This window comes from Achromobacter sp. Marseille-Q0513, assembly GCF_018195695.1.
Lineage (GTDB): Bacteria > Pseudomonadota > Gammaproteobacteria > Burkholderiales > Burkholderiaceae_B > Achromobacter.
Map to the genome: position 1 here is coordinate 1 of NZ_JAGTJY010000020.1, position 24458 is coordinate 24458.

At 69.2% G+C, this 24458-nt stretch carries 26 protein-coding genes; 20 read left to right on the forward strand and 6 right to left on the reverse strand.

Annotation, left to right across the window (positions count from 1 at the left end):
• From KDH83_RS06835 to KDH83_RS06850, 4 genes are all read left to right on the forward strand, one after another.
• Positions 1-1227, forward strand: a 1227-nt coding sequence (locus KDH83_RS06835) for an ABC transporter permease (RefSeq protein WP_212313779.1), incomplete at its 5' end; no start/stop codon positions are given.
• A 68-nt stretch (positions 1228-1295) separates the two neighbouring features.
• Positions 1296-2246, forward strand: a complete 951-nt coding sequence (locus KDH83_RS06840; RefSeq protein WP_212313781.1) for a 3-hydroxyacyl-CoA dehydrogenase — start codon at positions 1296-1298, stop codon at positions 2244-2246.
• 80 nt (positions 2247-2326) lie between these two features.
• A complete protein-coding gene (locus KDH83_RS06845) occupies positions 2327-3256 on the forward strand; it encodes a 3-keto-5-aminohexanoate cleavage protein (protein ID WP_212313783.1) in 930 nt (309 codons plus the stop codon).
• A gap of 16 nt (positions 3257-3272) precedes the next feature.
• Positions 3273-4148, forward strand: a complete 876-nt coding sequence (locus tag KDH83_RS06850) for an SMP-30/gluconolactonase/LRE family protein (protein ID WP_212313785.1) — start codon at positions 3273-3275, stop codon at positions 4146-4148.
• Between the two features lie 49 nt (positions 4149-4197).
• Here the strand turns inward: KDH83_RS06850 and bioD are convergent, their stop codons facing one another.
• From bioD to KDH83_RS06865, 3 genes are all read right to left on the reverse strand, one after another.
• Positions 4198-5649: a dethiobiotin synthase gene (gene bioD / locus KDH83_RS06855; protein WP_212313787.1), complete on the reverse strand. Its 1452-nt coding sequence runs from the start codon at positions 5647-5649 to the stop codon at positions 4198-4200.
• Between the two features lie 147 nt (positions 5650-5796).
• Complete coding sequence (locus tag KDH83_RS06860; RefSeq protein ID WP_249204911.1) at positions 5797-6348, reverse strand: lysophospholipase; 552 nt, start codon at positions 6346-6348, stop codon at positions 5797-5799.
• A 2-nt stretch (positions 6349-6350) separates the two neighbouring features.
• The gene (locus tag KDH83_RS06865; RefSeq protein WP_212313789.1) at positions 6351-7541 is read right to left on the reverse strand and encodes an aminotransferase class I/II-fold pyridoxal phosphate-dependent enzyme; all 1191 of its coding nucleotides are present in this window, start codon (positions 7539-7541) and stop codon (positions 6351-6353) included.
• Between the two features lie 154 nt (positions 7542-7695).
• Here KDH83_RS06865 and KDH83_RS06870 point away from each other — a divergent pair, with 154 nt between their 5' ends.
• From KDH83_RS06870 to KDH83_RS06915, 10 genes are all read left to right on the forward strand, one after another.
• Positions 7696-8964 carry an adenosylmethionine--8-amino-7-oxononanoate transaminase gene (locus tag KDH83_RS06870; protein ID WP_212313791.1) on the forward strand — a complete coding sequence of 423 codons (1269 nt, stop codon included), beginning with the start codon at positions 7696-7698 and terminating at the stop codon, positions 8962-8964.
• A gap of 126 nt (positions 8965-9090) precedes the next feature.
• Positions 9091-10059, forward strand: coding sequence for a hypothetical protein (locus tag KDH83_RS06875; protein ID WP_212313793.1), 969 nt, complete (start codon positions 9091-9093; stop codon positions 10057-10059).
• Entirely contained in the window at positions 10056-10217 is a 162-nt protein-coding gene (gene ccoS, locus KDH83_RS06880; protein WP_212313795.1) for a cbb3-type cytochrome oxidase assembly protein CcoS, read from the forward strand. The genes KDH83_RS06875 and ccoS overlap by 4 nt, the downstream gene beginning before the upstream one ends.
• A 242-nt stretch (positions 10218-10459) precedes the next feature.
• A complete protein-coding gene (ccoN, locus tag KDH83_RS06885; protein ID WP_212313797.1) occupies positions 10460-11944 on the forward strand; it encodes a cytochrome-c oxidase, cbb3-type subunit I in 1485 nt (494 codons plus the stop codon).
• A gap of 10 nt (positions 11945-11954) precedes the next feature.
• Positions 11955-12677, forward strand: a complete 723-nt coding sequence (ccoO, locus tag KDH83_RS06890) for a cytochrome-c oxidase, cbb3-type subunit II (protein WP_212313799.1) — start codon at positions 11955-11957, stop codon at positions 12675-12677.
• Positions 12677-12853: a CcoQ/FixQ family Cbb3-type cytochrome c oxidase assembly chaperone gene (locus KDH83_RS06895; RefSeq protein ID WP_212313878.1), complete on the forward strand. Its 177-nt coding sequence runs from the start codon at positions 12677-12679 to the stop codon at positions 12851-12853. Before ccoO ends, KDH83_RS06895 begins: the two co-directional genes overlap by 1 nt.
• Positions 12850-13800: a cytochrome-c oxidase, cbb3-type subunit III gene (ccoP, locus tag KDH83_RS06900; protein ID WP_212313801.1), complete on the forward strand. Its 951-nt coding sequence runs from the start codon at positions 12850-12852 to the stop codon at positions 13798-13800. The genes KDH83_RS06895 and ccoP overlap by 4 nt, the downstream gene beginning before the upstream one ends.
• 83 nt (positions 13801-13883) lie before the next feature.
• The gene (gene ccoG, locus KDH83_RS06905) at positions 13884-15374 is read left to right on the forward strand and encodes a cytochrome c oxidase accessory protein CcoG (protein WP_212313803.1); all 1491 of its coding nucleotides are present in this window, start codon (positions 13884-13886) and stop codon (positions 15372-15374) included.
• Positions 15375-15413: 39 nt separating this feature from the next.
• Positions 15414-15641, forward strand: coding sequence for a FixH family protein (locus KDH83_RS06910; protein WP_212313804.1), 228 nt, complete (start codon positions 15414-15416; stop codon positions 15639-15641).
• Positions 15642-15659: 18 nt separating this feature from the next.
• Positions 15660-15896 carry a hypothetical protein gene (locus KDH83_RS06915; protein ID WP_212313805.1) on the forward strand — a complete coding sequence of 79 codons (237 nt, stop codon included), beginning with the start codon at positions 15660-15662 and terminating at the stop codon, positions 15894-15896.
• A 42-nt stretch (positions 15897-15938) separates the two neighbouring features.
• On the opposite strand, the gene KDH83_RS06920 is transcribed toward KDH83_RS06915, so the two are convergent.
• Positions 15939-16874 carry a LysR family transcriptional regulator gene (locus KDH83_RS06920; protein ID WP_212313806.1) on the reverse strand — a complete coding sequence of 312 codons (936 nt, stop codon included), beginning with the start codon at positions 16872-16874 and terminating at the stop codon, positions 15939-15941.
• 137 nt (positions 16875-17011) lie between these two features.
• Between KDH83_RS06920 and KDH83_RS06925 the strand changes: the two genes are divergently transcribed.
• From KDH83_RS06925 to KDH83_RS06950, 6 genes are all read left to right on the forward strand, one after another.
• Entirely contained in the window at positions 17012-17986 is a 975-nt protein-coding gene (locus KDH83_RS06925; protein ID WP_212313807.1) for a tripartite tricarboxylate transporter substrate binding protein, read from the forward strand.
• An 8-nt stretch (positions 17987-17994) separates the two neighbouring features.
• The gene (locus KDH83_RS06930; RefSeq protein WP_212313810.1) at positions 17995-19056 is read left to right on the forward strand and encodes a 4-hydroxythreonine-4-phosphate dehydrogenase PdxA; all 1062 of its coding nucleotides are present in this window, start codon (positions 17995-17997) and stop codon (positions 19054-19056) included.
• A 62-nt stretch (positions 19057-19118) separates the two neighbouring features.
• Positions 19119-20291: an L-rhamnonate dehydratase gene (locus KDH83_RS06935; protein ID WP_212313811.1), complete on the forward strand. Its 1173-nt coding sequence runs from the start codon at positions 19119-19121 to the stop codon at positions 20289-20291.
• A gap of 7 nt (positions 20292-20298) precedes the next feature.
• Positions 20299-21228, forward strand: a complete 930-nt coding sequence (locus KDH83_RS06940; protein WP_212313812.1) for a dihydrodipicolinate synthase family protein — start codon at positions 20299-20301, stop codon at positions 21226-21228.
• Between the two features lie 168 nt (positions 21229-21396).
• Positions 21397-22320 (forward strand): ABC transporter ATP-binding protein, encoded by a 924-nt coding sequence (locus KDH83_RS06945; protein ID WP_212313813.1) that lies wholly within the window; start codon positions 21397-21399, stop codon positions 22318-22320.
• Complete coding sequence (locus KDH83_RS06950; protein ID WP_212313820.1) at positions 22317-23078, forward strand: ABC transporter permease; 762 nt, start codon at positions 22317-22319, stop codon at positions 23076-23078. Before KDH83_RS06945 ends, KDH83_RS06950 begins: the two co-directional genes overlap by 4 nt.
• A gap of 31 nt (positions 23079-23109) precedes the next feature.
• On the opposite strand, the gene KDH83_RS06955 is transcribed toward KDH83_RS06950, so the two are convergent.
• Both KDH83_RS06955 and KDH83_RS06960 read right to left on the reverse strand, forming a co-directional pair.
• Positions 23110-23817: a glutathione S-transferase family protein gene (locus KDH83_RS06955; protein ID WP_212313822.1), complete on the reverse strand. Its 708-nt coding sequence runs from the start codon at positions 23815-23817 to the stop codon at positions 23110-23112.
• 98 nt (positions 23818-23915) lie between these two features.
• Complete coding sequence (locus KDH83_RS06960) at positions 23916-24314, reverse strand: DUF4168 domain-containing protein (protein WP_212313824.1); 399 nt, start codon at positions 24312-24314, stop codon at positions 23916-23918.
• Positions 24315-24458 lie beyond the last annotated feature (144 nt).

Below are 24458 nucleotides of genomic sequence, written 5' to 3' on the forward strand. Positions count from 1 at the left end.
GGCTCGGTGTTTGGCGCCTACATCCTGATGATCGTCGTCAACATCCTGCTGGTGTTGAACGTGTCGGCCTATTTCTCGACGGTGGCCGAGGGCCTGATCCTGATCGCCGCGGCGCTGGCCGCCGCCGCCAGCCGCGACTCGGCGCTGGCGCTCCAGCTGTGCGCGGCGGCGGCGCGCTGGCGCGCCTGGCGCGCGGGCACGCTGCCTGGCCAGCTGGGCGGGCCGGACCGGCGGCTGGCGCTGCCGGCGGCCGAAGTCGAGGCCGACGCCGCGCCCAGGCCAGGCTTCGCGGTCCGTCACGCCCAGACCTTGCGCTACGCGTTGCCGGCCGTGGCCTGCCTGCTGCTGGTGCTGGTCGTCACGCAATGGACCCTGGGCCGTTCGCTGACGCACTGGGGCTACTGGAACGCGCTGATCGTGCTGTCCAGCTTCCTGGCCATCCTGGCGCTGGGGCAGGGCGCGGTGATCCTGACCGGCGGGCTGGACCTGTCGCTGCCATGGACCATCGGCTTGTCGGGGATCCTGTTCGCGGGCATGACGCAGGGCATGGACGCGGCCATGCCGGGCGCGCTGGCGGCGGTGTTGCTGGTTGGCTGCCTGATCGGGCTGGTCAACGGCCTGGCCGTGGCGGCGCTGGGGCTGTCGCCCATCGTCGCCACGCTGGCCGTCAACGGCATCCTGCAAGGCCTGGCGCTGCTGTATTCGGGCGGCACGCCGGCGGGCTTCGCGCCGCCGCTGCTGCGCGGCTTCATGACGGGGCAGGTGATGGGCGTGACGCCGGTGGTGCCAGCGATGGCGCTGTTCGCCGTGCTGGCGGTGCTGCTGCTGTCGCATACGGCCTTCGGCCGGCGCGTGTACGCGGGTGGCAACAGCGTGCGCGCGGCGCGGCTGGCGGGCGTGCCGGTGGGGCGCACGCTGATCGGCGCCTATGTGCTGTCGGGCCTGTGCGCCGCGCTGGCCGGCATCCTGCTGACGGGCTTTTCCGGCCAGGCCAGCCTGGGCATGGGCGACGACTACCTGCTGCCGTCGATCGCGGCGGTGGTGGTGGGCGGCGGCCTGATCACGGGTGGACGCGGACATTATCTGGGCATGCTGGCGGGCGTGCTGCTGCTGACGGCGTTGCAGACGCTGCTGGCCGGCAGCAACCTGCCTTACGCGACCCGCGCCATCCTGTACGGGCTGGTGGTGCTGGGCGCGGTGATCGCGCTGCGCGAGCGGCGCGCATAGCGGATTCGTAGCGGGCCGCCGTGAGCGGCCCGCCATCAGGCGGCGCGAGCCGCGGGAGAGAGAGCAGCATGGCGAATGTGGCAATCATCGGCTCGGGCCTGATCGGCCGGGCATGGGCCCTGGTGTATGCGCGCGGCGGGCACCGGGTGCGGCTGTGGGACAGCCAGCCCGGGCAGGTCGAGCAGGCGCTGGCCTTCGCGCGCGAGGTGGCGCCGGGGCTGGCACAGGCGGGCCTGCTGCGCGGGCGCACGGTGGACCAGCTGCTGGCGGCGCTGGAGCCCGCCGAGCGCATGGAGGACGCGCTGCGGGACGCCGACTACGTGCAGGAAAGCACGCCCGAACGGCTGGACAGCAAGCGTCGCGTCTATGCCGAGCTGGATCGCCTGGCGCCGGCCGGCGCGATCCTGGCCAGCTCGACCTCGGCGCTGCTGCCCTCGCATTTCACGGCCGACCTGCCTGGCCGCGCGCGCTGCCTGGTGGCGCATCCGATCAATCCGCCGTACCTGGTGCCGGCCGTGGAAATCGTGCCGGCGCCCTGGACCGACGCGGCCTGTGTCGAGCGCGCGCGCAGCCTGTTGGCCGAGGCCGGCCAGCAGCCCATCGTGATGCAGCGCGAGATCGACGGCTTTGTCGTCAACCGGCTGCAGGGCGCGCTGCTGCACGAGGCGTTCCGGCTGGTGGCCGACGGCTATGCCGGCGTCGAGGACGTGGACACCTGCATCCGCGACGGCCTGGCGCTGCGCTGGGCCTTCATGGGCCCGTTCGAGACCATCGACCTGAACGCCCCGGCCGGCGTGCGCGATTACGCCGAACGCTATGAAGGCATGTACGCCGAGATGTTCGAGTCCATGACCCGGCGCGTGCCCTGGAGCGGCGACACGCTGGACCGCGTCGAGGCGCAGCGCCGCGAGCACCTGCCCGCCGACGGGCTGGCCCAGCGCCAGATCTGGCGCGACCTGCGACTGATGGAGCTGGCCGCGCACAAGGAGCGGCTGCGCCAGCGGCGGGAGCTGCCCTGAACCCCATTTCCCTTTCCGATTCTTGATTCCCTATCGCGCCGGCCGCCGGCCCGCGCATCTTCCAAGCTTGGAGCAGAAGCATGTCCCAGGAAAAAGTCATCATCACCTGCGCCATCACCGGCGCGATCCACACGCCGTCGATGTCGCCGCACCTGCCGATCCAGCCGGAGCACATCGCGCGCGAGGCCATTGCCGCCGCCGAGGCGGGCGCCGCCATCCTGCACCTGCACGCGCGCAACCCCGAGAACGGCAAGCCGGACCAGACGCCGGAGGCCTTCGCGCGCTTCCTGCCGCAAGTCAAGCAGGGCACCAACGCGGTCATCAACATCACCTCCGGCGGCAGCCCCTACATGCGGGTCGAGGAACGCGTCCGGCCCGCCGCGCAATTCAAGCCCGAGGTCGCCTCGCTGAACATGGGCTCGATCAACTTCGGCCTGTACCACCTGCTGAACAAGTACACCGAGTTCCAGTTCGAGTGGGAACGCGAGCACCTGGAGGCCACGCGCGACCTGATCTTCCGCAACAGCTTCAAGGACATCGAATACATCCTGTCCACCTGCTACGACAACGGCACGCGCTTTGAATTCGAGTGCTACGACATCGCCCACCTGTACAACCTGGCTCACTTCGCCGACCGGGGCCTGGTCAAGGCGCCGTTCTTCGTGCAGTCGGTGTTCGGCCTGCTGGGCGGTATCGGCACGCACCCCGAGGACGTGATCCACATGCGCCGCACCGCCGACCGCCTGTTCGGCAAGGACTACCGCTGGTCGGTGCTGGGCGCCGGCGCCAGCCAGTTCCGCATTGCCGCGCAGTCCGCCGCCATGGGCGGCAATGTGCGGGTGGGGCTGGAGGACAGCCTGTGGGCCGGCAAGGGCAGGCTGGCGCAGTCGAACGCCGAACAGGTGCGCTCGGTGCGGCAGATCATCGAGGGCCTGGGCCTGCAGATCGCCACGCCCGAGGACGCTCGCCGCATCCTGCAGCTCAAGGGCGGCGACCAGGTGGCGTTCTGAATCAAAGGAGACAGGCATGCGCATCGAGATTCTGGCCGACGTCAAGACCACGCTGGGCGAGGGGCCCTTGTGGGACGTGGACGAACAGCGGCTGTACTGGATCGACAGTTTCGACGGCCGGGTATTCCGCTGCACGGCCGACGGCCGCGAGCTGCGCGCCTGGGACTTGCCGCAGAAGATCGGCTCGATGGCGCTGCGCAAGCAGGGCGGGGCGGTGGTGTCGCTGGCGCGCGGCTTTCACTTCCTGGATTTCCGCAGCGGCGAGGTCGAGCTGATCGTCGATCCCGAGCCCGACAAGCCCGCCAATCGGCTGAACGACGGCAAGGTCGACCGGCAGGGGCGCTTCTACGCCGGCAGCATGGACACGCAGGAGGCCGGACCCAATGGCGCGCTCTACCGGCTGGATCCGGACCTGTCGCTGCACCGGCTGGACACCGGCATCGTGGTGTCGAACGGACCCTGCTGGAGCCCGGACGGCAGGACCTTCTATTTCGCCGACACCTGGTCGGGCGAGATCTGGGCCTATGACTGCGATCCGGCCAGCGGCGCGATCTCGAACCGCCGCACCTTCACGCGCGTGGACATGAGCGGCGGCGGCGCGGCCGATGGCTCCACGGTGGATGCCGAGGGCTATCTGTGGAACGCCCAGGTCTACGACGGCAAGCTGGTGCGCTACGCGCCCGACGGCAGCGTGGACCGCGTCATCGAGATGCCGGTCAAGAAAGTCACCAGCGTGATGTTCGGCGGCCCGGAGCTGGACGTGCTGTACGTCACGTCCATGGCCAAGCCGCCGCTGCCGCGCTTTCCGCAGGACGGCGTGGCGCGCGGCAGCCTGTTCGCGCTGCACGGGCTGGGCGTGCGCGGCTTGCCCGAGCCGCGCTTCGGCGGTTGAAGCGGCCAGGCGGTTTGGGCCCCCGGCCCGCCTTGGCGCGGCGGCGGGTTCAGCCGCCGGGGCCGCCCTCCAGATCGCCTTCCAGCGCCGCCAGGCAATCGGCCAGCGGCGCGATGCCGCGCGCCAGCTCGGCCACGGCCGCCGCGTCCACCCGCGCCAGCGGCGGGATCTCGGCCAGCACGCGGACGTCGCCGAAGCGTTCGATGGCTTCCTTGTTGCCGGGCGACAGCGGGCCGCTCATGACCACGCCCAACACCGGGATGCCACGGCGGCGTAGCGCCTCCAGGCTGAGCAGCGTGTGGTTGATGGTGCCCAGGCCGCTGCGCGCGGCCAGCACCACGGGCATGCCCAGCCGCGCGATCAGGTCGATCATCATGTGCCGGTCGTCGATCGGCACGTACAGGCCGCCGGCGCCTTCCACGATCAGCGGCGCGTCGGTGTCCGGCGGCACGATGGTGGTGGCGTCCAGCTCGGCGTCTTCCAGCGGCGCGGCCGCCCAGGGCGACAGCGGCGCCTGCAGCACGTAGGCCGGCAGGTGCAGGCGCTCGGGCGGCAGCTGCGCCAGCCCGGCCACCGTGTCGGTGTCGCCGGGCTCTTCGGCCACGCCGGTCTGCACCGGCTTCCAGTAATCGGCGTTCCAGGCGCGCGCCAGGATGGCGGAGACCAGGGTCTTGCCGATGCCGGTGTCAGTGCCGGTCACGAAGACGCCGGCGGGGCGGGAGTCGGTTTTTTTCCACATGCCATAGGCCAGGTGATAGGTCACGCTGGCTCCTTGTTCGTCGAATTTCGCCAGCACGCGGCGCAGCGCCGCCGCGCCCAGCGGCTTGTGGCCGGGCGCGGCGGCGGTGGCGCCGATGCCTTTCAGGTCCTGCAGGAAATGCAGGCCGTCACGATGTTGTTGTACCAGCCGTTCGGCGCGCACGGCACCGGCCAGATTGCCCATGGCCGGACGGATGGCGCCGGGCCGAGGATAGGCCGGGGTGCCGGCGTCCAGGCCGGCGCTGCCGTGGGCGGCGCGCCATTCGGCGAAGGTGTCCTCTGCCAGCGTGGCGATGGCCAGATGGCCGCCCGGCGCCAGCAGCGCGGCCAGCCGGCCCAGCCCGGCGTTCAGGTCGCCGAACCACTGCACCGCCAGGCTGGAGCAGATGAGGTCGTAGCCGCCGGACAGCGCATCGGGATGTTCCCCGTCCAGCGCCGCGTAGCGCACGCTGCCTGGTGGCGCGGGACCGAGCCGCGCGATCTCCAGCATGGCCGGGGATATATCGGTGAGCGTCCAGTCGGCCGGCCCCAGACGGCGCGCCAGCTCGCGCGTCAGCAGTCCGGTGCCGCAGCCGATCTCCAGGATGCGCGGGCGCGGCGGCAGGTCCAGCCGGGCGATATCCTCGGCCAGGCGCCGCGCGGCGGCGCGCTGGGCCGGGGCATGCGCCTCGTAGCGGCCGGCGGCGCGGCCGAAGCGCGCGCCGATGGCGGCGTTGCGTGCGTAGCGGTTCGCGTCAGTCATGCGCGGCCGCCCGGCGTGGATGGGCTGTCGAAAGCGGGGCCGCGCGCAGTGTTGCCGAGGCGGGCGTCATATCTGCAGGAACTCGCGGATGCGTTCGGCGCACCATTGTGGGTCGGACTGCGGCAGCAGATGTCCGCCCTGCTCGTGCTAGCGCAAGGTGACGCCGGGCAGCGCCGCGCGGGTCATGGCCGGCGGCACGACCGGATCCTTGGCGCCGGCCAGCGCCAGCGTCGGCATGGGCAGCGCCGCCAGCTCGGCGCGCCGATCCTCGTCGCGCAGCGCCAGCAGGCCGAATTCCAGCGCGGCCGTGTCGGGCGCGCCGGATGGCGTGTCGTCGCCGCAGCGCGCGCGGAAATCGCGCAGCACCGCCTGGGGGTGGGCGGCCAGCTGGCGCAGCATGCGGTCGAGCAGGCGCGGCGCCACGCCTTCGGGAAAGTCCGGGCCGGCGCCGAAACGCGCGAAGCCGTTGATGCAGACCAGGCCGGCGCAGCCGGGCGGCGGCTGGCGCAACAGGCGCAGCGCGCCCAGCGAATGGCCGATGGCGATCACCGGGCCGGAGACTTCCGGCAGGCGGGGGGCGCCGAAATAGCCGGCGTCGTCGGCCACCTGGGGCCAGTCGGACAGGGCCGCGCGCAACGGCGCCCAGAATGACGCGTCATAGGCCCAGCCGTGCGCGAACCAGAGCGTGGCTTGCGGCATGGTCAGGCCAGCTCGGCCGTCAGGCCGTCGATCAGGCGGGCGAGATCATCCTCGCCATGGGCGGCGCTGAGCGCGATCCGCAGGCGGCTGGTGCCGGCGGGCACCGTGGGCGGGCGGATGGCCACGGCCAGCAGGCCGCGCCGCTCCAGCCCGGCGGCCAGCGCCAGCGCGCGGGCTTCGTCGCCGACGATGGCGGGCACGATCTGGGTCGAGGAACCGCCCGTGTCCACGCCCAGTCCGGCCAGCGCGGCGCGCAGCGTTTGCGCGCTGTCGGCCAGCCGCGAGCGTTCGGCGTCCAGTCGCGGCAGCAGGTCCAGCGCCGCGTCCATCGCGCCCAGCACGGCCGGCGGCAGCGCGGTGGTGTAGATGAAGCCCGAGCAGGCGTTGACCAGGTAGTCGCACAGCGCCCGCGAGCCGGCCACATAGGCGCCGAAGCCGCCCAGCGCCTTGCTGAAGGTGCCCATGATCAGGTCCACCCGGCCCGGCGCCAGGCTGGACAGGCCGGCGCCCTGGGCGCCCAGCACGCCGGTGGCGTGCGCCTCGTCCAGGTAGAGAAAGGCGCGGTGGCGTTCGGCGATCTCGCCCAGCCGGGCCACGTCGGTCCGGTCGCCGTCCATGCTGAACACGCTTTCGGTGACGATGAAGCGCACCGGCGGCTTGCCGCCGGGGCCGGGCTCGGCGCGGGCCGACAGCAGGCTTTCCAGGTGGTCCAGGTCGTTGTGGCGGTAGCGGATCTGCTTCACGCCGGCGGCCTGGCAGCCGTGGTGCAGGCTGGCGTGGTTGAGCTTGTCGGCATAGAGCTGGACCTCGCCCTGGCCGGCGGCGGCGCGCAGCAGCGCGGGCAACACGGCGGCGTTGGCCTGCCAGCCCGAGGCCAGCAGCAGGGCGGCCTCGGCGCCCTTGAGCCGGGCCAGCTTGGCCTCGACCTGTTCGTGCAGGTCCAGGTTGCCGCAGACCAGCCGCGAGGCCTGGGCGCCGGCGCCGCGCAGCGCGGTCCATTCGCGCGCCCGCTCTACCAGCAGCGGGTGGCGCGCCAGTCCCAGGTAGTCGTTGCTGGAGAAGTTCAGCATGGGCGCGCCGTTCAGGACGATGCGGCCGGCGGGAGCGGCGGCGGCGGTGCGCAGGCGGCGGCGCACGCGGCGCGTCTCGGCGAGCGCGAGCTCGGAGGAAAAAAGGGAATCCAGCTTCGACATCGGCAAATCCGGGGGCGGCCGGGCGCGGCGGGGCGGCCAGGCCGTAGAATGCGGGCCATTGTAGTGGAGGCGCCGGTCCGCCCGGCGCCCCGGGCAGACGGCCCACCGGGAGTTCCCTGGCCCGGGCCTCTGGTTTTGCAGGAGCTCTATATATATGCACACGCCCGACTGGGTGGCCCAGGGCCAGCCCCACATCTGGCTGCCCTATGCCCAGATGAAGACCGCCACGCCGCCGCTGCCCGTGGTGCGCAGCCACGGCAGCCGGCTGGAGCTGGCCGACGGGCGTAGCCTGATCGACGGGGTGGCGTCCTGGTGGACCGCCTGCCACGGTTACAACCATCCCCACATCGCCCAGGCCGTGCGCGCCCAGCTCGACGCCATGCCGCACGTGATGTTTGGCGGCCTGACCCACGAGCCGGCGCTGACGCTGGCGCGGCGGCTGGCGGCGCTGCTGGGGCCGGGCCTGGACCGGGTCTTCTATACGGATTCCGGCTCGGTGGCGGTGGAAGTGGCCATGAAGATGGCGCTGCAATACTGGCTCAACCAGGGCGAGCGCGGCCGCGGCCGCTTCCTGGCGTTCAAAGGCGGCTACCACGGCGACACCTTCGGCACCATGGCGGTCTGCGATCCGGAGGAGGGCATGCACAGCCTGTTCCGGGGCATGCTGGCCGAGCATGACATCGTCGCCCTGCCGCGCGACGAGGCCGGCGAGGCCGAGCTGGACGCGTTCCTGGCGCGCCGTGGCCCGCAGCTGGCCGGGATCATGGTCGAGCCGCTGGTGCAGGGCGCCGGCGGCATGCTGATGCACGATCCCGAGGTGCTGCGCCGCCTGCGCCGGCTGGCCGACCGCCACGGCCTGCTGCTGATTTACGACGAGATCTTTACCGGCTTCGGCCGCACCGGCACGATGTTCGCCTTTGAACAGGCCGGCGCGCGCCCCGACATCATCACCCTGTCCAAGGCGCTGACCGGCGGCACGCTGCCGCTGGCCGCCACGGTCGCCAGCAGCCGGGTGTTCGACGCCTTCTGGTCCGACGAGCCGTCGCACGCGCTGATGCATGGCCCCACCTTCATGGGCAACGCGCTGGCCTGCGCCGCCGCCAATGCCTCGCTGGATCTGTTCGAGCGCGAGCCGAGGCTGGATCAGGCGCGGGCGATCTGCGCCGCGCTGGAGCAAGGGCTGGCGCCGTGCCGCGAGCTGCCCTGGGTGCGCGACGTGCGCGTGCTGGGCGCGATCGGCGCGGTGGAACTGGACGGCATCGCCGACCGCGAAGCGCTCAAGCGGCGGCTGGTCGAGGCCGGCGTCTGGGTGCGGCCGTTCGGCAACGTGGTCTATCTGACCCCGGCGCTGACCATCGCGGCGGACGAGCTGGCCGTCCTGACGGGCGCCGTGTCGGACGTGCTGCGCCGTCAGCGGCCCTGACCCCTGACCCGGCGGCCGAACCGCCGGCGCGCCGGCCGCCAGTCCTGACCCGGCCGGCGGCAAATCCGGTCCGGCGGCTTGATCCATGTCAAGACGCCGTCCCCAGCGGCTGGCTAAGATCGGCGCATGCGAGCCAAATCGATCTTCGCCGTCCCCGTCGGCCTGTCCGACGCCGACCGCCAGCAGCGCCGGCACGCGCTGGTGCGCCTGTCGCTGGCCTGGCTGGCCATGATGCAGGTGATGATGTTCGCCTGGCCCGGCTACCTGCGCCACGACGGCATCCCCACGGATGCCCTGGAGACGCTGGACTGGGCCATCGTGCTGATGAACTGGGCCAGCTTCGCGCTGACCGTGCCCGTGGTGCTGTACTCGGCCTGGCCGATCTGGCGCCACGCCGGCGACAACCTGCGCCATGGCCGCGCCGGCATGGACGTGCCGGTGGCCCTGGGCATCGTGGCCGCCTTCATTCCCTCGGTGCACGCGACCTACACCGGACATGGCGAGGTGTATTTCGATTCCGTGACCATGTTCGTGGCTTTCCTGCTGACCGCCCGCTACCTGGAGCTGTGCGCGCGCCAGTCCTACGGCGGCTCGGCCGGCGGCCTGCGCCATTCCCGCGTCGAGGCGCGCCGCCTGAGCCTGGGCGCCAGCGCCGACCGGCTGGCCTCGCGCTTCGTGATGATCCAGGTGATCCTGGCGCTGGCCGCCGCCGCGGCCTGGGCCTATGTCGATCCGGCCCACAGCATCCCGGTGATGGTGGCGCTGCTGGTCATGAGCTGTCCCTGTGCGATGTCGATGGCCGTGCCCACGGCCATGGCCTCGGCGCACGCCGCGCTGGCGGCGCATCCGTCCATGCCCGACGCGGCCCTGCAGGCGCTGCTGGACGAGGCGGGCCGTAAGGCGCGCCAGAACTTGTATGGCTCGCTTGTATGGCACCTGCTGATGACGCCGCTGGCGCTGGTCGGCTGGGTCACGCCCTGGCTGGCGGCCATCACCATGCTGCTGTCCTCGCTGGCGGTGGCCTGGAACTCCTGGCGGCTGTCGCGCCGCGACTGGTCCGGCGCGCTGGCCGCCGGCGCGCCGGAATCCGCATGACCATCCTCTACCTGCTGCTGCCCCTGTCCCTGCTGTTCGTGCTGGCGATCGGCGTGTCGCTGTGGTGGGCCGTGTTCAACGGCCAGTACGACGACACCGATGGCGCCGGCACGGCGATCCTGCGCGACGACGACAGCGGGCCGGCCAGCCGGGGCTAGGCCGCGCGAGGCCCGGGGGCGCGGGGATTTCGAGCCTGAATACCGCCGAAAGGCCGGACAGTGCTTCGCCACTGATCCGGCTGGTATGGCTGATACGGTCGAAAACCGCTGCTTCTGACCCGTTGCCCGCGCGCCGCGTTCCCCATTTCTCGAGTAGGGACTTGATCCACATCAACGCGGGTTTACCCCGGCCCCCCCATCATTGAAGCTTGGAACTGTTTGTTTCTTTTAGGGGAAGGGTGATGAACGATTGCGCCGCAATCGCAAGCAAGGCCGACACCTTCAACTACAAGATCGTGAGGCAATTCGCGCTCATGACGGTAGTGTGGGCAATCGTCGGCATGGCTGTGGGCGTACTGCTCGCCGCGCAGCTGATTTGGCCTCAGTTGAACTTCGATACCGCCTGGCTGACCTATGGCCGGCTGCGTCCGCTGCACACCAACGCGGTGATTTTCGCGTTCGGCGGCAGCGCGCTGTTCACCACGTCCTACTACGTGGTCCAGCGCACCTGTCAGACCCGCCTGTTTTGCGGCCCGCTGGCCGCGTTCACCTTCTGGGGCTGGCAGATCGTCATCGTCGCCGCCGCGATCACCCTGCCGCTGGGCTACACCAGCAGCAAGGAATACGCGGAACTCGAATGGCCCATCGACATCCTGATCACGCTGGTCTGGGTGGCCTACGCCATCGTGTTCTTCGGCACCATCATCAAGCGCCGCTCCAAGCACATCTACGTGGCCAACTGGTTCTTCGGCTCGTACATCCTGACCATCGCCATCCTGCACATCTTCAACAACCTTGAAGTGCCGGTGTCGATGTGGAAGTCGTACTCGGCCTACGCCGGGGTGCAGGACGCCATGGTGCAGTGGTGGTACGGCCATAACGCCGTGGGCTTCTTCCTGACCACCAGCTTCCTGGGCATGATGTACTACTTCGTGCCCAAGCAGGCCGGCCGTCCGATCTACTCGTACCGCCTGTCCATCGTCCACTTCTGGGCGCTGGCCTTCACGTACATGTGGGCGGGCCCGCACCATCTGCTGTACACCTCGCTGCCGGACTGGACCCAGTCGCTGGGCATGACCTTCTCGCTGATCCTGCTGGCGCCTTCGTGGGGCGGCATGATCAACGGCATCATGACGCTGCAGGGCGCCTGGTACAAGCTGCGCACCGACCCGATCCTGAAGTTCATGGTCACGGCGCTGTCGTTCTACGGCATGTCGACCTTCGAAGGCTCGATGATGTCGATCCGCACGGTCAACGCGCTGTCGCACTACACGGACTGGACCATCGGCCACGTGCACTCCGGCGCGCTGGGCTGGGTCGCCATGATCTCGTTCGGCTCGCTGTACTACCTGATCCCGCGCCTCTATGGCCGCGAGAAGATGCACAGCGTCAAGGCCATCGAACTGCACTTCTGGATCGCGACCATCGGCGTGGTGCTGTACATCGCCGCCATGTGGATCGCCGGCGTGCAGCAGGGCCTGATGTGGCGCGACACCGCCGCCGACGGCACCCTGGTCTACAGCTTCGTCGAGGAACTGAAGACGCGCGTTCCGTACTACCTGATTCGTCTGTTGGGCGGCACGCTGTTCCTGTCGGGCGTGTTCGTGATGGCGTGGAACGTCTGGATGACGGTGCGCGGCGCGACCGCGGTCAACCCCGCCATTCCCCAGGACGATCCGCAAGCCGCGCGCACGCCGGTCACCGCCGCCGCTCCGGCTACCGTTTGACGAGGACATCATGGCCAACAAGCAACACGGCTTCTTTTCCCACCAGACGCTCGAGAAGAACATCGGCTGGATGATCATCGCCAGCATCCTGGTGGTGTCCTTCGCCGGCCTGGTGCAGATCATCCCGCTGTTCTTCCAGCACAGCACCACGCAGGCGGCCGAGGGCGTCGAGCCCTACAGCCCCCTGCGCCTGATGGGCCGCGACGTCTACATCCGCGAAGGCTGCGTCGGCTGCCATTCCCAGCAGGTGCGCCTGCTGGCGGCCGAAGTGCAGCGCTACGGTTCGTACTCGCTGGCCTCGGAATCGGTGTTCGACCATCCGTTCCTGTGGGGTTCCAAGCGCACGGGTCCCGACCTGGCGCGCCTGGGCGAGCGCTATTCCGACGAGTGGCACCGCATCCACCTGCGCAACCCGCGCATGGTGGTGCCGGAGTCCAACATGCCGGCCTATCCCTGGCTGGAGAAGACCTCGATCACCGGCCAGAACGTGCAGGACCGCATGCGCGCCCTGCGCCTGCTCGGCGTGCCTTACAGCGACGAGGACATCGCCGGCGCGCCCAAGGCCATCGAGGGCAAGACGGAAGAGGACGCGCTGGTGGCCTACCTGCAAGGGCTGGGCGTGGGCGTGCGCAAGGCGCAGCAGGCCAAGAAGGCCGCCGCCGCCGAGGAAGCCGCCAAGAAGGCCGTTGACGCCGCCAGGCAGCCGGCCGCCCAGCCGGCGTCGGGAGGTTGATCATGGCCTACATCAGCGCAATCGTCACCGCCATCTCGATGGCAACCTTTTTCGGCATCGTCTGGTGGGCCTGCTCGCGCGGCCGCCAGGGCGCCAACAGCGAATCGGCGATGCTGCCGTTCGCGCTGCCCGATGAATTCGGGCCGGCACAACAAGATGGAGCGAATCGGTCATGAGCGATTTCGTCAATGGCTTCTGGGGGTATTTCATCTCCGTCGTCGCCGTGGGCGGCGTGGTCTGGTGCGTGTGGCTGCTGTACACGCAGCGTCGCTGGCTCAGCACCAAGCCGGTCAACGGCCAGGTCGAGGACACCGGCCATGTCTGGGACGGCGACCTGACCGAGCTGAACAACCCGGTCCCCAGCTGGTGGACCTGGATGTACCTGCTGGCTTGCGTGTTCGCGCTGGGCTACCTGTTCTTCATGCCGGGCCTGGGCGAATACAAGGGCTCGCTGGGCTACAGCAGCGCCGAGGAAGTGGCGCGCAACCAGGCCAAGCTGGCCGAGGCGGTGCGCCCCATCTATGCGCGTTTCGAGACTATGACCGTGCCGCAGATCGCCGCCGACCCCGGCGCGCGTGAAATCGGCCAGCGCCTGTTCCTGAACACCTGCGCGCAGTGCCACGGCTCGGACGCCAAGGGCGGCCCCAGCTTCCCCAACCTGGCCGATGGCGACTGGCTGCACGGCGGCTCTCCCGAAGCCATCATGCAGACCATCACCCAGGGCCGCGTCGGCGTGATGCCGCCGTGGAAGGGCGTGATCGATCCCAAGACCGCCGGCGATATCGCGCAGTACGTGCGCTCGCTGTCGGGCCTGACCGCCGATCCGGTGCGCGTGTTCCGCGGCAAGCGCGAGTTCGCCAACTACTGCGTGGCCTGTCACGGTGTCGACGGCAAGGGCAACCAGTCGCTGGGCGCGCCCAACCTGACGGACGAAGTCTGGCTCTACGGCAGCTCGGAAGCGACCATCGTGCAGACCATCCTGGAAGGACGCCAGAACCGCATGCCCGCGCATGAGGACGTGCTGACGCCCGACCAGATCAAGATCCTGACGGCCTGGGTATGGGGCCTGTCCAACAAGCCGGACGCCAAGCCGCAGGCGACCGAGAAGACGGCGGCCCGCTGATCGCGGACCTGTATGTGGCATAGAGCCTGGGAGAAACGGCGTTTCTCTCAGGCGACGTGGACTTGATGAGTACGGAGCAGCAAATGAAAGATGGGTCAACCGCAAGCGTCAGCACGCCGCCCGGCGGCGACCCGCCGCCCTGGCGGCCGCATGTGCGGCCGCCGCGTCCCGGCCAGGAAACGCTGGAACAGACCCTGGCCGGCGTGCGCAGCAAGATCTATCCGCGATCCGTCAGCGGCCTGTTCGCGCGCTGGCGCATCGCCTTCGTCTTTCTGACCCAGCTCATCTTCTACGGCCTGCCCTGGCTGCAATGGAACGGCCGTCAGGCCGTGCTGTTCGACCTGGGCGCGCGCAAGTTCTACCTGTTCGGCCTGGTGCTGTGGCCGCAGGACGTGGTCTACCTGGCGGTGCTGCTGGTGATCTCGGCGCTGGCGCTGTTCCTGTTCACCGCCGTGGCCGGCCGGCTGTTCTGCGGCTACGCCTGTCCGCAGACCGTCTACACCGAGATCTTCATGTGGATCGAGCGCAAGGTCGAAGGCGACCGCGTGGCCCGCATCCGCCTGGACGAATCGCCCTGGTCCTGGCACAAGGCGCGGCTGAAGATCACCAAGCATTTCCTGTGGATCGCGCTGGCCTGGTGGACCGGCTCGACCTTCATCGGCTATTTCGCGCCCATCCGCGAACTGGGCCATGAATTGTTCAGCTTGCAACTGGGTCCCTGGCAGTGGTTCTGGATGCTGTTCTACGGTTTCGCCACCTGGGGCAACGCCGGCTTCATGCGCGAGTCGGTGTGCAAGTACATGTGCCCCTACGCCCGCTTCCAGAGCGTGATGGTGGACCCGGACACCTTCGTGGTCACCTACGACAAGCGTCGCGGCGATCCGCGAGGCGGCCGCTCGCGCAAGGTCGACCACAAGGCCGCCGGCCTGGGCGACTGCGTCGATTGCAGCCTGTGCGTGCAGGTCTGTCCGACCGGCATCGACATCCGCGAAGGGCTGCAATACATGTGCATCGGCTGCGGCGCCTGTATCGACGCCTGCGAGCAGGTGATGGACAAGATGCAGTACGAGCCGGGCCTGATCCGCTACACGTCCGAGCGCGCCATGCTGGACGGCCTGTCGACCAAGAGCGCCCGCTCGCACCTGCTGCGTCCGCGCGTGCTGGTCTACGGCACGCTGATCCTGATCCTGGTCATCGCCTTCATCACCTCGCTGGCCGTGCGCAACCCGCTGCGCGTGGACGTGATCCGCGACCGCGGCGTGCTGGGCCGCGAAGTGGCCGGCGGATTGATCGAGAACGTCTACCGCCTGCAGATCATCAACACCTCGGACTCGCCGCTGCGCCTGCGCCTGTCGGCCGATGGCCTGCCCGGACTGGCCGTGCTGGCCGGGCAGGAAGCGTCGGACGTGGTCGAAGTCGAGGCTGCCGCCAACAAGCTGGTGCCGATGGTGATCCGCGTGCCCGTGGGCGCCGCGCCCGGCGCGCATCCGATCACCTTGCACGCCCGCGCCCAGGACGGCGAGAATCGTGGCATCGAGACCGACGAACCCGCCAGCTTCTACATTCCCAACTGAGCGCGGCATGGACCCGCGCAAGGATCAAAGGATCACGTTATGACTACCGCCACGATCGCCAAGCCCTGGTACCGTGAATTCTGGCCCTGGTTCCTGATGGCCGGCCCATTCCTGGCGATGGTGGGCTGCTTCATCACCATCTATTTCGCCTTCACCCAGTTCAGCAACCAGCCCATCCAGGAAGAAGGGCTGGTCAAGCGCGGGCTGGTCATCGAGCAGCAGGGAGCGGGGGCCGCGCGCCAGGCGGCCGTCCAGTCCAAACCGTAAGTCAAAGGAGGGGCACGCATGGGCTTGAGATCATTGATGTGGATCCTGTGGCCGTCGTTCCTGGCGGCGGCGGCGTGCAGCGCGCTGGTCTTCGCGCTGATCGACCCGCTGGACGTGGCCATATTCGGACACGTGCCCACCGGGCGCACCGGCTTCTACACCGTGTCCTTCTTCGTGCTGTGGGTGATGGCCGGGCTGTCCAGCGCGCTCACGGCCTACCTGATGCCCAGGCCCAGGGAAGACGACGAACTGTGATGGCGCAGGGGCGGGCGGCCGGGGATCCATTCCCTGCCTGAACTAGGCAGCCGCGCCCGCCTCGTGCAGCAGCTCGACGAAATGACGCGCCGGCGCGCTCAGCGGCCGGTCGCGCGGCACGATGCTGCCGAACGCCGTCAGCGCGTGCCGGATCTGGTACGGCAGGATGGCCAGCAGGCCGTGGGCCGCGTAGCGGCTGGCCACGGACTCCGGAATCACGCCCAGCATGGTCGACTTCATCGCCAGGTTGGTGGTGGTCAGGATGGAGGCCGACTCGATCAGGCCCGGCGGCGTGGCCGCGTCATGGGAGCGGAATTCCTGCTCGATCACGTCACGCATCGGGCTGCCCTGCGGCTGCAGGATCCACGGATACTCCCGCAAGGCTTCGAAACTGACGCGCGCGCGCCCGGCCAGCGGGTGGTCGACGGCCGCGATCACCGACAGCGCCTCGTCGCCGATGGGGCGGAACACATAGTCGCGCGGCGGCCGCGTCAGCATGCGGCCGATCACCACATCCAGCCGACCCTCGTTCAGCCGTCCGATCAGCAGGTCGCTGGTGCCCGTCGAAATCTCCACCGCCAGCAGCGGATAGGTCTGCTTGAGCCGCAGCAGCGCGTCGGTCAGCGGCCCGGGCGAGGCGGCCATGATGCTGCCGATGAACAGCTTGCCCGCGCTGCCGAGCCGCAGCTCCTCCAGCTCGCGCGCCAGCGAGGACACCGTGCCGCGCATGCCGCGGAAATAACCCATCACGCAATCGCCCGCCGCCGTCAAGGCCAGGCCGCGGCCCACCCGCTCGAATAGCGGCTGGCCGATGGCCTGCTCCAGCTCGTGCAGCATCTTGCTGGCGGCCGACTGGGTCATGTTCAGCGCCGCCGCCGCCGCGCGCAGCGTGCCGCGTTCCTCGATGGCCAGCAGCAGCACGATCTGCCGCATGCGCAGGCGCGCCAGCAGGGCGGGGGCGTTCAGGACTCGTTCCATGATTGATCGCCTGGGGTGAACGGTTGGTGCCAAAGTTTCATTTTACGGAAACGGATCGACTCCCTAAGATGGCTGCATCAAAACAAGCCGCCGGGCACGGACCCGGGATGGCGCACAAAGCCCCCAAGGAGACAAGCATGAAGACCCGTTTGCTGGCCGCGATCGCGGCGGGCGCCCTGTGCCTGGCGGCATCGGGCCCATCCCTGGCGCAGGACGCCAACTGGCCCGTCAAGCCGCTGCGGCTGCTGGTGGGATCGGCCCCCGGCGGCGGCACCGACGCCATGGCGCGCGCCGTGGCCGACAAGCTGGGTCCGAGGCTGGGCCAGACCGTGGTGGTGGAGAACAAGCCGGGCGCCTCGAACACGCTGGCCGCCGACCTCGCGGCCAAGTCCAGCGACGCGCACACCATGGTGATGGGCGTGTCCACCGCCCACGCCATCGCCCCGCATCTGCTCAAGCTGGGCTATGACAACGACCGCGACCTGACGCCGGTGGTGTTCGTGGGCGCGGTGCCCAACATCCTGGTCGTCAACAACCAGGTGCCGGCGCGCACGGTGCAGGAGCTGATCGCGCTGCTCAAGGGCAAGCCGGGTGAATACAACTTCGCCAGCAGCGGCGCCGGCAGCACCCAGCACATCGCGGCCGAGCTGTTCAAGGACGCCACCGGCGTGCAGATCACGCACATTCCCTATCGCGGTAGCGGTCCGGCCATGGTCGACCTGATGGGCGGCCAGGTGCAGATCGCCTTCGAGACCGCGTCCTCGGTGATTCCGCACATCAAGAGCGGCAAGGTGCGGGCGCTGGCGGTCCTGAGCGCCGCCCGCAATCCGCAGCTGCCCGACGTGCCCACCATGGCCGAGGCCGGCGTGCCCGGCGTGGAGATGAGCGCCTGGTATGGCATCTACATGCCCAGCGGCACGCCCGCCGCGATCCAGCGCCGCGTGCACGACGAGGTCAACGCCATCCTGGCGCTGCCCGACACCCGCGCGCGCCTGCAGGCCATCGGCGCCGACGTCAGCCCGATGAGCCAGGAACAGTTCGCCCGCTTCCATCAGGCCGAGAACCAGCGCTACGCCGCGATCATCAAGAAGAACCACATTTCCGTCGAGTGAAGACCATCATGCATCCGCAGCATCGAACCGCCGGCCAGCCGGCGCAGGACCTGCCCGTCGTCGCCCTGACGCTGGGCGACCCGGCCGGCATCGGCCCGGAACTGATCGCCCGCCTGTTGGCGCGGCCCGAGGCGGCGCAACTGGCCAACGTCGTGCTGATCGGCGACCCCTGGCTGTGGGAAGCGGGACAGCGGATCGCCGGCGTGCGCGTGGCGCTCGATCCGGTGGACAGCTTCGCCGCCGCGCGCGGCCGGCCCGCCACCGGCCGCGCCGCCTGGCTGGCGATGGACACGGTGCGGCCCGGCGACGTCAGCCTGGGCCAGGCCGGCGCGGCCGGCGGCGCGTCGGTGCTGCGCGCGCTGGACGCCTGCATGGACGCGGCGCTGGCCGGCCACGCGGACGCTATCTGCTTCGCACCGCTGAACAAGCACGCCATGAAGCTGGGCGGGCTGCGCCATGACGATGAGCTGCATCACTTCGCCCAATACCTGGGCGTGACCGGCTACTTCTGCGAGTTCAACACGCTCGGCGATCTGTGGACCTCGCGCGTGTCCTCGCACATCCCGCTGAAGGACGCCGCCGCCGCGCTGAGCGTGGCCGGCATCAAGGACGCCGCCCGGCTGATTCACCGCGCCTTGCAGGCCAGCGGCGTGCCCGAGCCGCGCGTGGCCGTGGCCGCCTTCAATCCGCATGGCGGCGACGGCGGCACCTGCGGCCGCGAGGAAGTCGACATCATCGCGCCGGCGGTGCGCGAACTGAACCAGGAAGGCCTGCCGGTGCAGGGGCCGTTTCCGGCCGACACCATCTTCCTGAAGGCCCAGGCCGGCGAGTTCCAGGCCATCGTCACCATGTATCACGACCAGGGCCAGATCGCGATCAAGCTGCTGGGCTTCTCGCGCGGCGTGACGGTGCAGGGCGGGCTGCCCATTCCCATCACCACGCCCGCGCATGGCACCGCCTACGACATCGCCGGCCAGGGCAGGGCGAGCGACGCGGCCACATGGCAGGCCTTCAACGTGGCCTGCCGCATGGGCCGTTCGCACCGCGCGGCGCGCGCCGCCCAGGCCTGAACCGGTATCCAGACATTCCGGCGCGGTCCGCGCGCCGTTCCCCACGCCTCAGGAATCCCCTCATGAAAATCAAATCCGTGCGCGCCCGCGTCTACGAATGGACCGGCAAGACCGTGCCGCCGCAAGGCAATTTCTGCTCCAACGCCATGGACCTGCTGTATTCGCCGCAGGAAACCATGAGTACCTTCCGCTTCCATGGCTGGACCGTGGTCGAGATCGAGACCGACGACGGCATCGTCGGCCTGGGCAACGTGGCGCTGGCGCCGCGTATCGCCAAGGCCATCGTCGATCAGTACCTGGCGCCGCTGGTCATCGGCCACGACCCCTGGGACTACGAGTACCTGTGGCAGCGCATGTATCGCGCCACCCACGCCTGGGGCCGCAAGGGCGTGGCCATGGCGGCGATCTCGGCGGTGGACCTGGCCATCTGGGACATCCTGGGCAAGTCCGTGGGCAAGCCGGTGTTCAAGCTGCTGGGCGGGCGCACCAAGGAGAAGATTCCCTGCTACTACTCCAAGCTCTATCGCGGCGATCTCGACGCCATGCAGCGCGAGGCGCAGACCTATCTGGACCAGGGCTTTCGCGCCTTCAAGATGCGCTTCGGCTACGGGCCGGCGCATCTACAGCACGGCGTGGCCGAGAACCTGAAATCGGTCGAGGCCGTGCGCGAGGTGATCGGCTACGACACCGACCTGATGCTGGAGTGCTACATGGGCTGGAACCTGGAATACGCCAAGCGCATGCTGCCCAAGCTGGAGAAGTTCGAGCCGCGCTGGCTGGAAGAACCGGTGATCGCGGACGATATCGACGGCTACGCCGAGCTGAACCGCATGGGCTCGATTCCCATTTCGGGCGGTGAGCACGAATTCTCGCTCTATGGCTTCAAGCAGCTGCTGGACCGCAAGGCCATCTCGGTGGCGCAGTACGACACCAACCGCGTCGGCGGCATTACCGCCGCGCACAAGATCAACGCGCTGTGCGAGGCCCATAGCGTGCCGGTCATCCCGCACGCCGGCCAGATGCACAACTACCACCTGACCATGAGCACGCTGGCCTCGCCCATGAGCGAGTATTTCCCCATGTTCGACGTGGAGGTCGGCAACGAGCTGTTCTACTACATCTTTGACGGCGAGCCCGTGGCCCAGGACGGCTTCATCGACCTGGACGACGCCAGGCCCGGCCTGGGGCTGACGCTCAAGACCGAGTTCCTGGACCAGTTCCGCATCACCGAGTGAGGCCGCCATGCCCGGACTTTCCAACCCGCGCTATCGCGGCATCTTCCCCGTCGTGCCCACCACCTTCGGCGAGGACGGCGCGCTGGACCTCGCCAGCCAGCGGCGCTGCGTGGACTTCATGATCGATTCCGGCGTGGACGGGCTGTGCGTCCTGGCCAATTTCTCGGAGCAGTTCCTGGTCTCGGACGAGGAGCGCGAGATCCTGACCCGCGCGGTGCTGGAACACGTGGCCGGCCGCGTGCCGGTGATCGTCACCACCACGCATGCCAGCACCCGCGTCTGCGCCGAGCGCAGCCGCCAAGCCCAGGACATGGGTGCGGCCATGGTCATGGTCATGCCGCCGTACCACGGCGCCACCTTCCGCTTCGCCGAGGCGCAGGTGCGCGCCTTCTACCAGGGCGTGTCCGACCGCATCGGCATTCCCATCATGATCCAGGACGCGCCGGCCGCCGGCACGCCTTTATCGCCCGCCTTCCTGGCCGGCATGGCGCGCGAGATCGAGCAGGTCTCGTACTTCAAGATGGAAACGGCCGGCGCCGCCGGCAAGCTGCGCGAGCTGATCGCGCTGGGCGGCGAGGCGGTCGAGGGCCCCTGGGACGGCGAGGAGGCCATCACGCTGCTGGCCGACCTGGAGGCCGGCGCGACCGGGTCCATGACCGGCGGCGGCTACGCCGACGGCATCCGGCCCATCATCGAGGCCCATCGCCGTGGCGATGCCGAGGCCGCCTACGCGCAATACCAGCGCTGGCTGCCGCTGATCAACCACGAGAACCGCCAGGCCGGCTTCCTGGCCGCCAAGGCGTTGATGAAGGAGGGCGGCGTGATCGCCTGCGACGCCCCGCGCGCGCCCTGGCCGCCGTTGCATCCCGAGACGCGCCGTCAGCTGCTGGGCATCGCGCGCCGGCTGGACCCGCTGGTGCTGCGCTGGGGGCGTTGAAGGCAAACGCCGGGCCTGCGGCGCCGGCCCGATCCCCGGACGCCCGGCCGGCCCTTGCCGCCCGCCATTAGCTTCCCGTCGCAAACACTGCGTTCCGTTTCTGCTGACAAGGTCATGTCCTGTGGCAGGTAAAATCCCCGCTGTTCGAAATATTCCAACGGGGCGTCCGTGCAGCCGGTCATTTCAGTCCAGGGCTTGTCCAAGCGATATGCATCCGGGTTCCAGGCGCTCAAGGGCGTGGACCTGGAAATCCGGCGCGGAGAGATCTTCGCCCTGCTCGGGCCCAACGGCGCGGGCAAGACCACGCTGATCAGCATCATCTGCGGCATCGTCAACGCCACCGAGGGCCGGGTGCTGGCCGACGGCCACGACATCGTCGCCGAATACCGCGCGGCCCGCGCCAAGATCGGGCTGGTGCCGCAGGAAATCTCCACCGACGCCTTCGAGAGCGTGTGGAACACGGTGTCGTTCAGCCGCGGGCTGTTCGGCAAGCCGGCCAATCCCGCCCTTATCGAGAAGATCCTGCGCGACCTGTCGCTGTGGGACAAGAAGGACAACCGCATCATGGCGCTGTCCGGCGGCATGAAGCGGCGCGTCATGATCGCCAAGGCGCTGTCGCACGAGCCGCAGATCCTGTTCCTGGACGAGCCCACCGCCGGCGTGGACGTGGAGCTGCGGCGCGGCATGTGGGACATGGTGCGGCGGCTGCGCGAGAACGGCGTGACCATCATCCTGACCACGCACTACATCGAGGAAGCCCAGGAAATGGCCGACCGCGTCGGCGTGATCCGCAAGGGCGAGATCATCCTGGTCGAGGAAAAGCACGCGCTGATGGAAAAGCTGGGCAAGCGCCGGCTGGCGCTGACGCTGAAGACGCCGCTGGCGGCCGTGCCGCCCGGCCTGGAAGCCTATGAGCTGGAGCTGGCCGAGGACGGCCGCAAGCTGGTCCATACCTACGGCAAGCAGGACGGCGGCGATATCTCGCTGCTGCTGCGCGCCCTGGCCGAGCGCGGGGTCGAGTTCACCGATCTCAACACCTCCGAAAGCTCGCTCGAGGAGATCTTCGTCAGCCTGGTGCACGCGCAATCATGAACTTCCACGCCATCCTCGCCATCTACAAGTTCGAAATGGCGCGCGCCTGGCGCACGCTGATGCAAAGCGTGGCCTCGCCTGTCATCTCCACCGCGCTGTACTTCGTCGTGTTCGGCTCGGCCATCGGCTCGCACATGGTCGAGATCGACGGCGTCAGCTACGGCGCCTTCATCGTGCCCGGCATGATCATGCTGGCGCTGCTGACGCAGAGCATCTCCAACGCCTCGTTCGGCATCTACATGCCGCGCTTCACGGGCACCATCTATGAAATCCACTCGGCGCCGATCTCCTACGTGGAGATCGTGGCCGGCTACGTGGGGGCGGCGGCCAGCAAGTCCATCCTGCTGGGCCTGATCATGCTGGCCACGGCCAGGCTGTTCGTGTCCTTCGGCGTGGCGCATCCGTTCTGGATGCTGGGCTTCCTGGTGCTGACGGCGGTCACGTTCAGCCTGTTCGGCTTCATCATCGGCATCTGGGCGGACGGCTTCGAGAAGCTGCAGATCATCCCGCTGATGATCATCACGCCGCTCACCTTCCTGGGCGGCACCTTCTATTCCATCAAGATGCTGCCGCCGTTCTGGCAGACCGTCACGCTGCTGAACCCCGTGGTGTACCTGGTCAGCGGATTCCGCTGGGCGTTCTACGGGGTGGCCGATGTCAGCGTGGGCGTCAGCTTTGGCATGACGCTGGCCTTCCTGGCGCTGTGCCTGGTCTGCGTGCGCTGGATCTTCAAGACCGGCTACCGGCTCAAGACCTGAGGCGGACAGGGCGGGATCGGGCGGCTTGCGTTCAGGCCGCCTGCGCGGAGGCCGCCTGCGCGGCGCGGGCCAGGCCGCCGTGCGCGTCCAGCAGCCGTTCGCGCCAGGCGTGGACGGCGTCGTCCGGCGCCAGCAGTTCCAGCGCGCTGGTGCAGCGCGCCCACATGAACATTCCGAACACCGCGTAGTCGGCATAGGCCGGCGCGGCGCCGGCCAGGTAGGGCTGGCGCGCCAGCGTCAGGCGCAGCGGCTGCAGGGCGGCGCGCAGCGCCTCGATCTGCGCCGCATAGCCGGCCGGCAGTTGCTCCAGCGGGCCGAAGCGCTTCTCGCGCGTGGCGCGGAAGTAATCGCGGTCCTTCTCGTGGATCAGGGCATGGATGGACGGCAGCAGCAGCCGGGCCAGGATGGGCACCAGCGTGGCGTCGCTCCAGCTGTTGACGAACAGGCTCAGGTTACGGCCGGCCTCGCCGCCGAACAGCGAGGGGCGGTCGGGGAAGGCATCTTCCAGGTGGCAGGCGATCCGCCAGGAATCGCTGACCGCCTGGCCGCCGTGCACCAGCACCGGCACCAGCTTCTGGCCGGAGAACGCGATCTCTTCCTTTTCCGTGAAGCGCCACGGCACCGTGGCGGCCGACAGCCCCTTGTGGGCCAGGGCCATGTGGATCTTCCAGCAATGCGGGCTGAACCGCAGCGACGCGTCGGCGCCGGCCAGGTCGTACAGGGTGAGATCGGGATTCAAGGCGATGCGCTCCTTGCGATGGCGGGACGGAAACCCTGGCCCCAAGGATAGCGCGTTACGCCGATCCGCCGGCGTGGGCGGATCGGCGGGACAGCTCGCTAGCGCGTCTTGCCGGACGGATTGAGCTTGGACACGCGCTGCTGCAATTGCGGATCCTGCTGCACGGCGCGGCTGATGCCGTTGAATTCATCGACGGTCAGGCCGTCGGCGCGCACCAGCTGCACCATCTTCTCGTCGGCTTCCTTGACCAGCTTCTGCTTGGCCTCGTCGGTCTTGGCCGATTCGACCTTGGGGCGATATTCGTCCACGACGCCGGAGACCTTCTGCGAGGCCGAGGCGAAGCGCTGCAACTGCTGGTCGGACGGCTGCGGCACGGCCGGCGCCTGCATCGGCGATGGCGTCTGGCTGGCTGGAGGCTGCTGTTGCGCCATGACCGGCGCGGCCAGGGCGGCCGAGAACAGGGCGGCGTACAGGAATGCGGTGGGGGATCGCTGCATGGGGACCTCCTTGTGATGCGAAAGGCGTGGCAGGCCAAAGGGGAACCCCGTCGGGGCATCCCGATGGATACGGGTCCATGATGGCAAAGCGCGCCGGCCGGCCTCAAGTTTCCCGATGTGTTTTCCTGTGTCGGCGAGCCACAG

What these genes read in the sequence shown, in the direction of transcription:
- KDH83_RS06840 (WP_212313781.1), top strand. Translation starts at nt 1,296, where the DNA reads ATGGCGAATGTGGCAATCATCGGCTCGGGCCTGATCGGCCGGGCATGG.
- KDH83_RS06845 (WP_212313783.1), top strand. Translation starts at nt 2,327, where the DNA reads ATGTCCCAGGAAAAAGTCATCATCACCTGCGCCATCACCGGCGCGATC.
- KDH83_RS06850 (WP_212313785.1), top strand. Translation starts at nt 3,273, where the DNA reads ATGCGCATCGAGATTCTGGCCGACGTCAAGACCACGCTGGGCGAGGGG.
- bioD (WP_212313787.1), bottom strand. Translation starts at nt 5,649, where the DNA reads ATGACTGACGCGAACCGCTACGCACGCAACGCCGCCATCGGCGCGCGC.
- KDH83_RS06860 (WP_249204911.1), bottom strand. Translation starts at nt 6,348, where the DNA reads ATGCCGCAAGCCACGCTCTGGTTCGCGCACGGCTGGGCCTATGACGCG.
- KDH83_RS06865 (WP_212313789.1), bottom strand. Translation starts at nt 7,541, where the DNA reads ATGTCGAAGCTGGATTCCCTTTTTTCCTCCGAGCTCGCGCTCGCCGAG.
- KDH83_RS06870 (WP_212313791.1), top strand. Translation starts at nt 7,696, where the DNA reads ATGCACACGCCCGACTGGGTGGCCCAGGGCCAGCCCCACATCTGGCTG.
- KDH83_RS06875 (WP_212313793.1), top strand. Translation starts at nt 9,091, where the DNA reads ATGCGAGCCAAATCGATCTTCGCCGTCCCCGTCGGCCTGTCCGACGCC.
- ccoS (WP_212313795.1), top strand. Translation starts at nt 10,056, where the DNA reads ATGACCATCCTCTACCTGCTGCTGCCCCTGTCCCTGCTGTTCGTGCTG.
- ccoN (WP_212313797.1), top strand. Translation starts at nt 10,460, where the DNA reads ATGAACGATTGCGCCGCAATCGCAAGCAAGGCCGACACCTTCAACTAC.
- ccoO (WP_212313799.1), top strand. Translation starts at nt 11,955, where the DNA reads ATGGCCAACAAGCAACACGGCTTCTTTTCCCACCAGACGCTCGAGAAG.
- ccoP (WP_212313801.1), top strand. Translation starts at nt 12,850, where the DNA reads ATGAGCGATTTCGTCAATGGCTTCTGGGGGTATTTCATCTCCGTCGTC.
- ccoG (WP_212313803.1), top strand. Translation starts at nt 13,884, where the DNA reads ATGAAAGATGGGTCAACCGCAAGCGTCAGCACGCCGCCCGGCGGCGAC.
- KDH83_RS06910 (WP_212313804.1), top strand. Translation starts at nt 15,414, where the DNA reads ATGACTACCGCCACGATCGCCAAGCCCTGGTACCGTGAATTCTGGCCC.
- KDH83_RS06915 (WP_212313805.1), top strand. Translation starts at nt 15,660, where the DNA reads ATGGGCTTGAGATCATTGATGTGGATCCTGTGGCCGTCGTTCCTGGCG.
- KDH83_RS06920 (WP_212313806.1), bottom strand. Translation starts at nt 16,874, where the DNA reads ATGGAACGAGTCCTGAACGCCCCCGCCCTGCTGGCGCGCCTGCGCATG.
- KDH83_RS06925 (WP_212313807.1), top strand. Translation starts at nt 17,012, where the DNA reads ATGAAGACCCGTTTGCTGGCCGCGATCGCGGCGGGCGCCCTGTGCCTG.
- KDH83_RS06930 (WP_212313810.1), top strand. Translation starts at nt 17,995, where the DNA reads ATGCATCCGCAGCATCGAACCGCCGGCCAGCCGGCGCAGGACCTGCCC.
- KDH83_RS06935 (WP_212313811.1), top strand. Translation starts at nt 19,119, where the DNA reads ATGAAAATCAAATCCGTGCGCGCCCGCGTCTACGAATGGACCGGCAAG.
- KDH83_RS06940 (WP_212313812.1), top strand. Translation starts at nt 20,299, where the DNA reads ATGCCCGGACTTTCCAACCCGCGCTATCGCGGCATCTTCCCCGTCGTG.
- KDH83_RS06950 (WP_212313820.1), top strand. Translation starts at nt 22,317, where the DNA reads ATGAACTTCCACGCCATCCTCGCCATCTACAAGTTCGAAATGGCGCGC.
- KDH83_RS06960 (WP_212313824.1), bottom strand. Translation starts at nt 24,314, where the DNA reads ATGCAGCGATCCCCCACCGCATTCCTGTACGCCGCCCTGTTCTCGGCC.